We start from the raw sequence: 14,145 nt of genomic DNA on the forward strand, positions 1-14,145 counted from the left end.
AGATGAACGTGCGTCCGGGCCACGGACGCCAACACGGACGCCACTCTTGGACGCGTGCCGTCAACCATGGCACAATACTTTGCATGCACGGCGACGGATCGCCTGCGGGGCTGTTGGCTTTCGTCCAGACTTCTCAACGACACGTCTCATGCGCTTTCTCGGCTGGATCGGCAGCTCCGCGATCGACATCGTTCGCAGGTGGATCTACCTGGCGTCGGTGATCTATTCCGTACTGATGCTCGTCAGCCGGCCGACCACCTGGCGACGGACCGTCCGCGAGGTGCTGGCCCGGCAGATCCTTTTCACCGGGGTGGAAGCCGTCCGTTTCACCGCCGCGATCGCATTCTTCGTCGGCATTGCCGTCGTCGTACAGGCCCAGCTCTGGCTGCAAAAGATCGGCCAGGTGACGGCCGTCGGTCCACTGCTGGTGGCAGTCATCGTGCGGGAAGTCGGACCGCTTCTGGCCAACGTCATCGTCCTCGTTCGCAGCGGCAATGCTATTACGGTCGAGCTGGCCAACATGCGGCAGACCGGTGAGCTTCGCGTCCTGGACGCACAGGGGCTCGACCCGCTGCTGTACCTGGTCGTCCCGCGCGTCATCGGCGTGATGCTGTCGGTGTTCTGCCTTTCGGTGATCCTGATCACGACCTCGCTCCTCACCGGATACATCGTCGCGCTGGCGCTCGACCTGAAAGTCGGCACGCCGGCATTCTTCCTGCGCGGCATCCTTAGCGCCATCACCGCAGCCGACGTGCCCAGCGTGGCCGCCCGCTCGCTTCTGCCGGGGATGATCGCCGCGTGCATCTGCTGCACCGAAGGCCTGAGCGTCGGCGGGGCGCAGACGGATGTCCCCCGGGCCGTGACGCGGGCCGTGCAACGCTCGTTCGTGTCGCTGTTCGTCACGTCGGTGCTGATCTCGGTGGTGACCTATGTCTGACCCCAATACCGCCGACAAGCCCCCGGTGCTCGCGTTCGAGGAGGTCAGCATCGAAATGCCGCAGGGGTTCGATCACGGCATTCGCGGTGCCAGTTTTGTGCTCAGGCCCGGCGACTGCTGCTTGGTTCGGCTCGAATGGGAGTCCCTCCGCTCGCCCCTGACGGACTTGGCGACCGGGGTTTTGGAACCCGACAAGGGCATCGTGAAATACGGCGGCACCGACTGGAACCGCATGGGCTTCAGCCAGGCGAACCGCGAACGCGGTAGGGTGGGACGCACCTTCGAAGGCATCGGCTGGGTGGCCAATTTGGATGTGGACGAGAACGTCATCCTTTCCGAACGCCACCACACCTGGCGGGCAGACAGCGAACTTTTGCACGAGGCCGAGACACTGGCCCGGCAGTTCGGGCTCGAATCGCTGCCGAAGACCCGGCCGTCGCAGACCAAACGCCTGGACCTGGCACGGGCGTCGCTTGTGCGGGCGTTCATGGGTTCGCCGACGCTGCTCGCGTTGGAACGCCCGGAGATGTCGGGATACCCGGAAATCATGCCGCCGCTGCTGAAGCAGCTCGCGGCCGCCCGCCAGCGCGGGGCGGCGGTCCTCTGGCTGACCAACCGCCCCGAGATTTGGCAGGAAGCCGAAGTCCGGCCGACGATACGATTCACGATGTCTGGAGAGACGTTGGTGCCAGTGTGAATGCGACGAAGTGCTCACGACGGAGGCACGGAGACACGGAGGGCAACGTGCTGCGAGTTGCCCTCCGTGTCTCCGTGGTGATCCCTCTCCTTCGCCTCGAAGTCGACTTAACCTTCTGCCGCCGAGAGGATGAATCCACATGCCCAACAAACCTTTCAAGTTCCGATTCGCCAACGAGCTGGCCGGCGGGTTAATCCTGCTGGCCTTGCTGGTCATTGGCGTATCGCTGGCGATGAGCGGGCAGGTGCGCGAACTGTTTACGCGCCGTAGCACCATCACGCTCAACCTGCCGCCGGAGGGTTCGCTCGGTCTGAAGGAAGGTGCCGACGTCGTGATCCTCGGCACCCCGGTCGGGCGGGTGTCGGCGATCGACATCAAGGACAATGGCCGCATGACCGCCAGCCTCAGCGTGCGGGCGGACTTCGTGCGGTTCATCTCGGCCGACACCAAAGCCGTCATCCGCAAGGCCCAGCTCATCGGTGACGCGTACGTGGAGATCCCGCGCAAGGACGGCCGACCGCTGCCGGAAACCGGGGCGACCATGGAAACGTCCGAAGACCGCGCCACTGCCGAACTGGCCGAAACCCTTCTCAACGACATCCGCGCCGAAGCACTCCCGGCGATCAAAAACCTCCGCGCCGCCGCCGAGGAATACACCAATCTCGCCAAAGACTTGCAGAACCCCGACGGCGACCTCAAGCAAGCAATCGCGAACTTCAGCCGGATCGCCGCGGCCGCCGAGAAGGGTGACGGCGTGGTTGCCCGACTGCTGAATGACAAGGCGCTCGCCGACCAGATCGCCCAGACCGGCCCGAAGGTGAATACCGCGCTCGACGAGACCAACGGCGTGCTGAAGCAACTGAACAAGACGTCAGCCGCACTGCCCGAGATGGCCGCGACCGCCAACGAACAACTCAAGCAGCTCCCGACGCTGATCAAACAGATGGAGCTGACGCTCGCCGAGGTGCAGGGGGTGCTGAAGGACCTGCAGAAGTCGACGAACCAGCTTCCGGACACGGTAAAGTCCATCAACCAGACGGTGCAGGGGCTACCGTCGCTGGTACTGCAGTCGCAGGAGACGATGCGCCAGATGCAGCGGCTCGCCGAGAGCGTTCAGAAAAGCTGGCTGGTCGGCGGCGGGGGAAGCACCGAGTCCGACAGCTCGGGTCGAATCCCGCCCGACCGGATCGGAGGCCCGCGATGAAGATGCGCCTGCTGAAACTACCTTTTAGCGCCTGCCCACAGGGCAGGGTTCTTCTCGCGGATGTTCGCGCCATCATGCCCAAAGAATCACCACGGAGGCACGGAGACACGGAGGGCAACCCGATGAGGGAACGGAAGAAGCGGAATCCAGATTGCAGGATTCGAAATGAAGAGCGTGGAAAAAGCGTGCCTGTCTCCTGCGACGCGACGCACCTCATTCCTCATTCTTCATCCCCCGTTCTTCATCCTTCATTCGCATCTCCCTCCGTGCCTCCGTGCCTCCGTGGTGATCTTCGCCGCATTCCATTGCTCATCACCGCGATGCTCGGCATCGTGGCGCTCGCGCTCTCCGGCTGCGGCGGACGGGTTGCTTTGGCTCCGGTGAAGGATCTGGAGTTCACGCAATCCATGAACTCCGCCCGCGTCGCATTCGAGCGGGGTCAGATGGCGCAGGCGCTGTTGCTCTTCGAGCAGGCGATGCAGAAGGCGGCCGCACGCGACGATGCCGCCGACATCGGCGAGGCGGCTTACAACCTCGGCGTCTGCCTTTTTGACGACGGGAAGTTGAACAGGGCCGAATCGGTCCTGGAGACCGCGCGAATTGAACTCGCCCGCGCCGGCAGGCGAACCGTCGACGTCCGGCTGGTGCAGGCGAAGCTCGCCCGGCGAATCGGCGAATCGGCGAGAGTGAATGCGGCCGAGATTGCCGGGGAAGTCGCATCCGCCAAGGATGCAACCCAGGCGGAGAAAACCCAGGCGATCACGCTGCTGGCAGAGATCGACCTGGACGCCGGGCGGGTCGAGGCCGCAGAAAAGCGGTCGGCCGAAGCGCGCCGGGCGTTGCCGTCGGCCGGGGTCTCTCCGCGGTCTCGCGACGCGATGGAAGCCGGCATCGTCGGGCTGGAAGGCAGAATCGCCGCCGCCCGCGGCGACCACGCCAAAGCGGCCGTGGCGTTCGACCGCGAGGCGACACTGGCGCAGTCGGGAGGGCTGTACGGGGAGATGTCGACCGCGCTGCTGGCGGCGGGGCGTTCGCACGAGTCGGCCGGTAACGCGCCGGCGGCGGCCGATCGCCTGTTCCGCGCCGCCCGCAGCCTGCTCGCCCAGGGCGACCGCCAGCGCGGATACGCCGCCGCCAAGGACGCCGCCATCGCCGCCGATCGCGCCGCCGACCCGGCGTTAGCCGCCCGTGCCCGCGAGTTGGTGAACGAGGGTTCGCCTGCCGGCAGTCCAGCGACCAAGGCGAGCTGACCCTTACCGACAGGCATGCTTCCTAGCCGCGTTCTGCTCCGCTTCTTCACACAGATTTATCAATTTTCGCGTTGACAGCGACCCACATCCGCAGGCATATTGAACCCGAACTTTTAGCGAACTCTCTATCCTTCAACCGGAGCCTCGTATGTCATTGCGCGAAGTCGGTAAGAAACTCGTCGAACTCTGCCGGAAGGGCCAGAATATTGATGCGATCACGCAGCTTTACTCCAAGGACATCGTCTCGGTCGAGGCGATCGAGGGACAGGGTATGCCGCGGGAGATGCGCGGGATCGACGCCGTGCTGGGCAAGGGCAAGTGGTGGTTCGAGAACCACGAGATCCACTCGGCCGAGGTCGGTAATCCGGTGTTCCACGGCAACGACCGGTTTGCCTGTGTGATGAAGTACGACGTCACTTTCAAGCCGGCCAATAAGCGGATGAAGATGGAAGAGATCGCGCTGTACACCGTCGCCGACGACAAGATCGTGCGCGAAGAGTTCTTCTACGACATGGGCGAGATGAAGTGAGCGGCGTGATCTGCAACTATTGTTAAGGCTGCTCGCGAACGGGTGCCACGGGTCGCCGGTACGCCGGAGACCCGTGCCTGTCGGCCCGACTCGCGCACGGGTTCTGCGGACCCGTGGCACCCTACGCCGACAACTACTTTAAGAACTCCAGACCGCACGACCACCTCGGGTTTCGATTTAACACGAAGGAACGAAGGCACGAAGGTTCACGAAGAAAATGTTGAGTCAGGGCTTTTGAAGCCTGTTCTGATCATCCGACTCTTCTTCGTGGCTCTTCGTGCCTTCGTGCCCTTCGTGTTAAATCCGAACGCCAGACCACTTGGGATTGCGCAACTGCAGGTGGTTCAATTCGACGAGTTTCTAAGGGGGCTTGCCTAGAACGAGGGTACGTTTGCTTGACTGCGTTGCGAGGCACCGGAGTCTCCTTCATCTCACGAGAGCGCGGTAATGCCGCGTGCGGGGCCCGAAACGTGTGAAGCGAACCTGAAACGTTGTGAAGCTTGCTCGCAAGCTCGCGAGCGCCGCAAGTGAACAGTGACTTCTCGACGACTGCTCACCGGCAAGCTTGCCCCAGCGACTTTTCCACCGTGCGCTTGCCCTCGGGAGACACTATTCGTCCAATGGGCGAATGAAGCCCCATCGGCCGCAGACGCCCGTGACACCCGCCGCGAATCCGTCCCCGTTTGGCAAGAAGCCGTTCGTCAGCAAATCGGGTCCGCGCTCGCCCGCGCCGCAGAATGGTCCTCGTCGCACGGATGGTCCCCGGTCGGGTCCACCCAGGTCGGGTCCACCGAGGACGGGACCGGCACGGCCAGGCCCTCACCGCACCGGCGGGGCACCACATGCCGCGCGGCCCGGCGGGCCGGTTCGTTCAGGCAACGCCGGCCGTCAACCATCGGGGCCCGCGACCGACTGGTCCGGCGTGGCCGAATGGTACGACCGCCTCGTCGGTGACGAGGGGAGCGAGTACCACCAGAAGGTGGTCTTCCCCGGCGTGCTGCGAATGCTGCAGGTACAACCGGCCGACGCCGTGCTGGATGTTGCCTGCGGGCAGGGGGCGCTGTGCCGGCTGCTGGAAACCAAGGGCGCAACCGTGACCGGGATCGATGCCGCCGAGCCCCTCGTCGAAATCGCCCGCCAGCGCGGGCCGACCTGTATCAAGTACCACACCGGCGACGCCCGCGAGATCGAGAAGATGCCGTTCATCGCCAGCGGCGCTTATGCGTCGGCGGCGTGTGTGCTGGCGATCCAGAACATCCACCCGATCGCGCCGGTGTTTACCGGCGTGGCGCGGGCATTGAAGCCAATGGGCCGGTTCGTGCTCGCAATGATGCACCCCTGCTTCCGCGGGCCCAAGGAGACGAGTTGGGGCTGGGAGGAAAAAGAAGGCGTCCAGTTCCGCCGGGTAGACCGGTATCTCGTACCCCGCAAGACGCCGATCATCACGCACCCTGGCAGCGCACCGGACGTCTACACCTGGACATTCCACAAGCCGATCGAGGCGTACGTTCGCGCCCTGCGCGGCGCAGGCCTGCTGGTCGACGCGATCGAGGAATGGCCGAGCCACAAAACCAGCGAACCCGGCCCGCGTGCCGCCGCGGAGAACCAGGCGCGTACGGAGATCCCGATGTTCATGGCGATCCGGGCGGTGAAGATCGGATGAGGATTCGCCCCGATTAACGGTCGCACCGCAGGTGCACTCCTCTGGATACGTTAAGCCGTGCAGCGATTCGCTGGCCTTGAAGACGTGCACCTGCGGTGCGACCGCTAATCGAAACACGCTGATCAAAACACAATGGGCCTGCCGATCGTCGGCAGGCCCATTGCGGTTTAGCAGTATGGTGGTCACAGGCTGAAAACCTGTGCTACGGCGTTCGATCAGACGAACGACTGCCACACCAGGCTCAGTGCGGTGTTATTGCCTTCGTCGCTCTCGGCGAACGCGTTGGCGGGGTCAACGTCCACGCCGAGCTGGTACTGGCCGACGGCCAGGTTGCCGGGCAGGGTGGCGCTGAACTTGACCGTCTTGCTCTTGCCCGGGGCCAGGCTCAGCTTCTGGGTGGTGGTCACCAGGACGGTGCTGCCGTCGTTGACCACGCCGGCGTCGGTCACGACCAGCGTGATCGGAACCAGATCGTTGAACGTGGTGTTGCCGTTGTTCTTGATCGTCGCGGTCGCCGTGATCGGCAGACCCGCCGTCAGACGGCTCGGCTTGGAGACGACCGTCGGCTGCAGGTCGCGGAACGGCGGCTGAATCAGCGTCGCGGCGACCGTCGAGCCGGTGTTGTTGGTCTCGTTGCTCTCGGCGATCGTGTTGGCGGTATCGGCTTTGATGAGCAGGAAGAAGTTGCCGTTGATGTCGTTGGGGAACGTGAATTTCAACGCCGCCGCGATCGACTTGGTCGGCTTGAGCTTCTTGACCAGCTTGCTGATGGTGCCGAGGGTGGCATCGCCGGCGTCGAGCGTCCCGTCTGCCGACGTGTAGACCTTAAACTCGACCGTCTTGTTGGTGAGGGTACCCGGGCCGTTGTTCTGAAGTTTCCACTTCAAAGCGCCCTTGGCACCGCCGATGTAAGACGCCTTGGTCTTGCCCGGCTTGACGATCACCAGGTCCGGGCCGTTCGGATCGCCGATCGCCAGGGTGAAGGTTCCGAGGCTGGTGCCACCGGCGATGGCGTTACCGGCGGCGTCCTTGATCGCGCCGGCGGTGGTGGTGACGGTGTACAGGCCGGTGTCGTTGGTGTTAATGCCCGAGGGGAACGCGACCGAGTAAGTCGCGACCGCCGACACACCGGTACCGACCACATTGACCAGCGTAGCGGTTTGGGCACTGCCGCCGGCCTTGGTGACCGTCAGATTTCCGACCGTCACGGTGTTCAGGCCGACGTTGTCGGCGAGGTTGACCGTGAACTGGAAGGTGGTCGCACCCGGCGTGGCCGACTCGGCCGATCCGACGGTTGCGGTGGGCAGGGTGCTATCGCTGCCACCACCACCGCCGCCGCCACCGATGCCCGGACTGTCGGACAGGAAGATGTCCGACTTGCCGTTTGTATCACCCGTGCTGATGTCGCTGGCGTCGGAGGTGAAGACGACGAAATCGCCGTTGCGGCTGATGAACGGATCGAAGCTGCGGCCGTTGGCGGCGGCACCGCTGGTGTTGATACTCACCAGCGAGATCGGCCCGCGGACCAGGTCGCGGAGGAACACGTCCTCGCGGCCGTTGGTGTCGCCGTTGATGATGTCGCCCGCCGTGCTGCTGAAGCTCGCGAACGAGCCATCCTGCGACAACGCCGGGAACTCGCTGAAGCCGCCGGCGCTATTGGTGCCGAAGCGGTTGATGCTCAGCAGCGTGGTCGTGTTGGTCTGGGTGTCACGCAGGAAGACGTCAGAGTTGGCGTTGCCGTCATTGGACACCAGGTCGGTCGCCTTGCTCTGGAAGGTCACGAACCGTCCATCGCCGCTGATGGAGTTCGAGTCCGAACTGGCGTTGCCGCTGGCGCCGGCCGGGGTCTGGCTGATCAGGGCGGTGGTGCCGGTCTGCAGGTCGCGGACGAAGGTGTCGCGGGCGTTGTTGGTGTCGCCGCTGGCGACCATGTCCGAAGAGTCGGACCGGAACGCGATGTAACGCCCGTCCGAGCTGATCCAGGAGTCGAACGACTGGCTGTTGCCGGCCGCAACGTTGCCCGAGTTGACGCTGATCAGCTTCGTCGCGTTCGGGGCCAGGCCGAACACGGTTGTGCTGCCCATGTTGCGAACGAACACGTCGTTGTTGTCATTGCCGTCGATGCCGGCGTTCAGGTTGGCGGCGAAGCTGGTGAACGACACCAGGCTGCCGTCCTTGGAGATGGTCGGCTCGCTGGAGCTGCCCCCGGCAAAGGTGCTCGTCGTGCCGCTGCGGGCACTGACCAGTTCGATCGCGCCGGTGGCGATGTTGTAGCGGAAAATGTCGTTGTGATTCTGGGTATCGCCGCTGATCAGGTTCGTTGCGCGGCTCACAAACGCGACGTAGGTGCCATCGGCGTTGATGACAGGCTGCGTCGAGTCCTTGTTGCCGCCTTCACCGGTCGTCGGGTTCTTGCTGACCATGACCGTGGTGCCGGTGTTCCGATCGCGAAGGAAGATGTCCTTGTGACCGTTGGTGTCATTGGCGACCAAGTTTGTCGCGAAGCTGCTGAAGACGACATAGCGCCCGTCAGAGCTGACCGACGCCTCGGCCGAGTCGCCGTTGGCAGCCGCTCCGCCAATGCCGACGCTCACCAGGCCCACGGCAAACAGGCGGCGGTCTTCCAGCGCCTCGGTGATGCTGCGCTGAACGCGCTTCCGGGACTTGGTCTCAAGACGTGAGCGACTGGTAGAAACCTTCATGCGACTGATCATTGGGCGGCTCTCCGCGAAAAAAGGGGACTTGAACTGACAGCTTTCGAATCTGCTGCCAGCATCGGCAGACTTTTACACAGATTGGTTATCGGCCGAACAACTACGAAAGGTGGAATCCGACCTGTCCTGCCTTGCACAACCAGCAGAACGCCGAAATATACCCCACGGTTCGACGTCCGGCGTTTATCGGCCGTGGGATGACCGTCAGGGAGCAATGGTTTTTCCGTAAGACGATGGTGGACAATCCCTTATCGGACTTAAAAGTCGTCGGCTGACACTCGCCGGGCACACCGAACAGCCTTGGCGGCAACTTCCTGTCGTGCCGACATGGCCACCTGCGATCCATAACTGTTGCCCAGTTTGACAATTCGCCCCAGTTTCAACAAGGCAAATCGGGCCGCTTCACTAAAGAGATACGATTGCTCGCCGAAGCCAAGCCCCTCACTTACGCTTCTATCGATGGGGTTGAGGTTCAGGTTTAACGACCAACCAGGATTCCAGGCGCATCGCCGTTGGCACCAGCGAACCAGCCTTCTCCCCACGCCGCCCGTCCCTGGAGCAGGAGTGTTGCAATCGCGATCGGTGTGAACTCCCCGGCAACGCCACTTGCCTGGACGGCGGCTTTTACGGCCGCAGGTTCGGCGGGAATCGCGACAACGTCCCGATGCTCGGCCTGATCGAGCTGCAATTCGACCTGGCCCCGCGAAAGCAATGTCTCAACCCCAAAAATGAGCTCCGGCTGTCGCAGGCGGGCGTCTTCGGCCAGGCCGATCAGGCGCATTGAGACGATATCCGACGCTCCGACGCGAACTTCCTCGTGCAATTCACGTCGAACTGCGGCGAAGACGTCGGGAGCGTCTCTTTCGCCATCGCCACTGCCATCGTCCGGTTCGAGCGTTCCCGAAAACGGATGCACCCGCCCCGGGTAGTACGCCACCCGCTCATTCCGCCGGCCCAGAAGCAGCCAGCCGTCGGCGGTCAGTAGCGCCGGACTCAGGCCGATCGGATTGGCCAGCACGCCGGGCCCGTACTGATCGGCCAGTTCCGGGTGAGAGACATTGGTCCCCCAGAACGATTTGTAGCTGGTACGAGACATCCCGATCCGCACGCCGGCGGGCGAGACGTCGAACGATTCGAGGCGGCACATCGGGCCGTCGAAGAGGGTGCGGTTGGGGACGGCCAGTGCGGCGGACCAGGCGGCATCGATGACGGACTGGACGGCGTTCGATGGGGCGAAGCTGCTTTCGATCAGGTGCGCGATCACCTCGTGCGATGACCAGTCGCCAGCAACCCTGATGGAGAGTGATGATTGCATCTGTTCCGGTCCTCTCTCCCCTGTACCCAGGGGAGAGGGCCAGGGTGAGGGGCCGAACGTCGGGCGTCGTTATGATGCGGATGTCTTGAACATCGAACGTCGGAAGTTCACTGTTCAACGGTCTGCCACCATCGATCCTCGGCTGGCAACAACGCCTCACGTTCGGCCCCTCACCCCAACCCTCTCCCCTGCGTACAGGGGAGAGCGAGTAGTTCACACATCAAAATACTTCGCCTGCGGATGATGCGCCACAATCGCATCGGTGCTCTGCTCGGGCACGAGCATGTAGTTCTCGCTCAACACCACGCCGATCTCCTGTGGCTTGAGCAGTTCGACGATCTTCGTCCGCTGCTCGAGGTCCGGGCATGCGGGGTAGCCGAAGCTGTAACGGCTGCCGCGGTACTTCTGCTGGAACAGCTTCTTGATGCTCGGATCGTCCTCGCTGCCGAAGCCCAGTTCCTGCCGCACTCGCTTGTGCCAGAACTCGGCCAGCGCCTCGGCCGACTCGACGCCGAAGCCGTGCAGGTACAGGTAATCCTGGTACTTGCTCTCGGTACGCAGCTTCTCGGCGACCTCGGTCGACTTGTCGCCGACGGTGACCAGTTGCAACGCCAGCACGTCGAACTCACCCGAAGCCTTGGTGCGGTAGAAGTCGCTGATGCAGAGCTGCCTGCGGCCGACCTGGCGGGGGAAGGCAAACCGCATCACCTCGACGGGCTTGCCGTGCGGGACCAGCTTGCCGTCGCGCATGCCGACGGTGCCGCCGTGGTTCACGCCACAGTCACACTTGATCGGGTGGTTGAACGCTTCGGGTTCGTAAACGACCAGTTCATCCCCGTCGGCTTGCACGGGGAAGTAGCCGTACACGACCGCGGGCTCCAGGAAGCCTTCGGCCGCCGCCCGCTTCTGCAGGTCGGCGAAGACCGGGCGGGCCTTGTCGTTCAGGAAAGTTTCGTACTCCTCCGGCGACATCTTGCCCTTGCTCAGGCCCCACTGGCCGGTGAACAGCGCGGTCTCGTTGATGAAGGGGAAGATGTGCTTGACGTCGATGTTCTTCACCACCCGCCGACCCCAGAACGGCGGGATCGGCACGGGGTTGTCTTTTGCCACGTCAGGCGCGTCCTTGGCGACGGCACGCATCGTCTCGCCGTACTTCGCCTGCGATTCCTCTCGCTGGCGTTTTCGCTTGATCGCGCGTTCCTTCTGATCGGTCGACACCTGCTGCAGCAGCCCGCCGGTGATGGCATCCATCATGTGCAGGCCGTCGAACGCGTCGCGGCAATACAAGAGGGGACCGCCGTACAGGCTCGCCAGGTCGTCCTCGGCGTAGTCGCGGGTCAGCGCGGCACCGCCCAGCAGCACCGGCACCTTCACGCCGCGGGCATTCATCTCGACCAGGTTCTCGCGCATCACCGCGACCGACTTCACTAGCAGGCCGCTCATGCCCACCGCATCGGCCTTCTTCATCTCGGCGGCTTTCAGGATCTCATCCACCGGCTGCTTGATGCCCAGGTTATAGACCGTGTAACCGTTGTTGGTCAGGATGATGTCGACGAGGTTCTTGCCAATGTCGTGCACATCGCCCTTGACCGTTGCCAGGACGATCTTGCCCTTGCTCTGACCTTCCACCTTCTCCATGTACTGTTCGAGATGCGCGACGGATGCCTTCATCGTCTCGGCGCTTTGCAGCACGAACGGCAACTGCATCTGTCCCGAGCCGAACAAGTCGCCGACGACTTTCATGCCTTCCAGCAGGATGTTGTTGATGATCTCAAGCGGCGTATACGTCGTTCGCGCCACCTCCAGATGATCGATCAGGGCTCGCTTTTCGCCGTCGATGATGTGCTTCTTGAGGATCTCCTCGATGCTCAAGCCCTCCCACGGATCGGCCTTGACCGCGACAGCCGATGCGCCGTTGTCGGGGAAGAGACCGATGAAGTGCGTGAGCGGGTCGAAGCCTTCCTTCCGGCGGTCGTAGATCAGTTCGAGCGCCGCGTCCCACTGCTCCTGCGGGATGCGGTTCTTCGGGAGAATCTTGCTCGCATGGACGATCGCGCTGGTCAGCCCAGCCTCGCGAAGCTCGTGCAGGAACGCGCTGTTGAGCACGATGCGCGACGCCGGCTTCAAGCCGAAACTGACGTTGCTCAGGCCGACCGTTGTATGACACTTGGGCAACTGCTGGCTGATCAGCCGGGTGCCTTCGATCGTCTCCATGGCATTGCGGCGGTCTTCTTCAATGCCAGTGCTGATCGGAAGCACGAGCGGGTCGAACATCAGGTCTTCGTCGCGCAGGCCGAACCGGTCGACCGCCAGGTCGCGAATGCGCTTGGCGATCGAGATCTTCCGTTCGCGGGTTCGGGCCATCGCCTGCAGCTTGTCTTCGTCGATGCAGCCGGCAACGACCGCCGCGCCGTACTTGCGGGCCAGCTCGCAGATCTGCCCGAGCTTTTCCTCGCCTTCTTCGAGGTTCATCGAGTTGAGAATGCACCGCCCGCCGGCCAGCTTCAGCCCGGCTTCCATGACGGCCGGGTTGGTGCTGTCGAGCATGAGCGGGGCGGGCAGCGCGTTGACGTAGCGCCGAACGACCTCGTGCATGTCGCGAACGCCGTCGCGGCCGACGAAGTCGACGCAGACATCGAGCATGTGCGACCCGTCGCGCATCTCGTCGCGGGCCATCGACACCAGGCCGTCCCAGTCGTCGGCTTGCAGAAGCGTCTTGAACTTCTTGGAGCCGTTGGTGTTCGTCCGCTCGGCGACGATGAGGTAACTCTTATCCTGGCGAATGTCTTCGGCGGACATAAGCGAGGAAATTTGCGGTCGCGGATGGACGTCTCGTGCGGCAGCGCGGTGGCCTGCGGGCGACTGACGACCGGCATTCGGCACGCCAACCGCATCCACGAGCGCCTTGAGGTGCTCCGGCATTGTCCCGCAGCAGCCGCCGACGATGTTGACGCCGAACTCCGAGACGAACCGCTTCACGCCCTTGGTGAAGTCCGCCGGGTTCATCGGGAAGACACTCTTGCCGTCGACCATGATCGGCAGGCCGGCGTTGGGCAGGGCGCTGACCAGCTTCGGCCAGTTCCCTGTGATGTACTTCATCGTCTCGGTCAGTTCGGTCGGGCCGAAGGCGCAGTTCAGGCCCAGCACATCGACGTCGGCGAACGGTTCGAACGTGGCGACAAACGCCGACGGGTCGCAGCCTGTCAGCATGTTCTGCCCGCCGTTGAGGTCGAACGACGCCTGCACCATGATCGGCAGACGTTTGCCAGCCTGCTTCATGGCGCGGTTGGCGGCGGCGATGGCGCACTTGATGACCAGCATGTCCTGCTGGGTTTCGATCAGCAGCACGTCGGCGCCGCCGTCGATCAGACCGCGGAACTGCTCGAAGTAGCTGTCCTCCATCGTGTCCCAGTCGGTGTGACCGAGGGTGAGGATCTTGGTGCCCGGGCCGACGGAACCGATGACGTAGCGCGGCCGGTCCGGCGTTTCGTACTTGTCGCAGGCCGCGCGGGCGATCTTGCACGCGGCGATGTTGTTTTCGTACACCCGGTCGGCCATGTCGGCCTCGGCCATGACGATCTTGTTGGCCCCGAAGGTGTTGGTCTCGACGCCGTCACAACCCACGGCCAGGAACGCCTCGTGGATCTCCTGGATGACGTCCGGCCGACTGAAGTTGAGAACCTCGGAGATGTTCTCCTGTCCGAGCCAGTCCTTCTGGAGGTCGAGCGGGCGGATCTGGAGGTTGGAACCCATCGCGCCGTCGAGGACGACGACACGCTCACGGGCCAGTTCAAGGAAGGGCTTTCGCACGGGGTTCTCGCAGTCAAAGGAAACCG

The 14,145-nt window shown here is 63.5% G+C and carries 9 protein-coding genes; 6 read left to right on the top strand and 3 right to left on the bottom strand.

The window, feature by feature from the left end:
* Positions 1–148 precede the first annotated feature (148 nt).
* The 6 genes from IPV69_RS22950 to IPV69_RS22975 all read left to right on the top strand — a co-directional run bounded on the left by IPV69_RS22950 (position 149) and on the right by IPV69_RS22975 (position 6,280).
* Positions 149–937 (top strand): ABC transporter permease, encoded by a 789-nt coding sequence (locus IPV69_RS22950; RefSeq protein ID WP_206292061.1) that lies wholly within the window; start codon positions 149–151, stop codon positions 935–937.
* Positions 930–1,634, top strand: coding sequence for a P-loop NTPase family protein (locus IPV69_RS22955; RefSeq protein WP_206292062.1), 705 nt, complete (start codon positions 930–932; stop codon positions 1,632–1,634). The genes IPV69_RS22950 and IPV69_RS22955 overlap by 8 nt, the downstream gene beginning before the upstream one ends.
* A gap of 139 nt (positions 1,635–1,773) precedes the next feature.
* Positions 1,774–2,838: an MlaD family protein gene (locus IPV69_RS22960; RefSeq protein WP_206292063.1), complete on the top strand. Its 1,065-nt coding sequence runs from the start codon at positions 1,774–1,776 to the stop codon at positions 2,836–2,838.
* 266 nt (positions 2,839–3,104) lie between these two features.
* Positions 3,105–4,088, top strand: a complete 984-nt coding sequence (locus tag IPV69_RS22965) for a hypothetical protein (RefSeq protein WP_206292064.1) — start codon at positions 3,105–3,107, stop codon at positions 4,086–4,088.
* A gap of 148 nt (positions 4,089–4,236) precedes the next feature.
* Complete coding sequence (locus IPV69_RS22970; RefSeq protein ID WP_206292065.1) at positions 4,237–4,617, top strand: nuclear transport factor 2 family protein; 381 nt, start codon at positions 4,237–4,239, stop codon at positions 4,615–4,617.
* Between the two features lie 922 nt (positions 4,618–5,539).
* A complete protein-coding gene (locus IPV69_RS22975; protein ID WP_206292066.1) occupies positions 5,540–6,280 on the top strand; it encodes a class I SAM-dependent methyltransferase in 741 nt (246 codons plus the stop codon).
* A gap of 215 nt (positions 6,281–6,495) precedes the next feature.
* Here the strand turns inward: IPV69_RS22975 and IPV69_RS22980 are convergent, their stop codons facing one another.
* From IPV69_RS22980 to metH, 3 genes are all read right to left on the bottom strand, one after another.
* Positions 6,496–8,994: a CARDB domain-containing protein gene (locus IPV69_RS22980; RefSeq protein ID WP_206292067.1), complete on the bottom strand. Its 2,499-nt coding sequence runs from the start codon at positions 8,992–8,994 to the stop codon at positions 6,496–6,498.
* 478 nt (positions 8,995–9,472) lie between these two features.
* Positions 9,473–10,309, bottom strand: a complete 837-nt coding sequence (locus IPV69_RS22985; protein WP_206292068.1) for an NUDIX hydrolase — start codon at positions 10,307–10,309, stop codon at positions 9,473–9,475.
* 213 nt (positions 10,310–10,522) lie between these two features.
* Positions 10,523–14,119 (bottom strand): methionine synthase, encoded by a 3,597-nt coding sequence (metH, locus tag IPV69_RS22990; protein ID WP_206292069.1) that lies wholly within the window; start codon positions 14,117–14,119, stop codon positions 10,523–10,525.
* Positions 14,120–14,145 lie beyond the last annotated feature (26 nt).

The sequence above is a fragment of the Humisphaera borealis genome (assembly GCF_015169395.1).
Lineage (GTDB): Bacteria > Planctomycetota > Phycisphaerae > Tepidisphaerales > Tepidisphaeraceae > Humisphaera > Humisphaera borealis.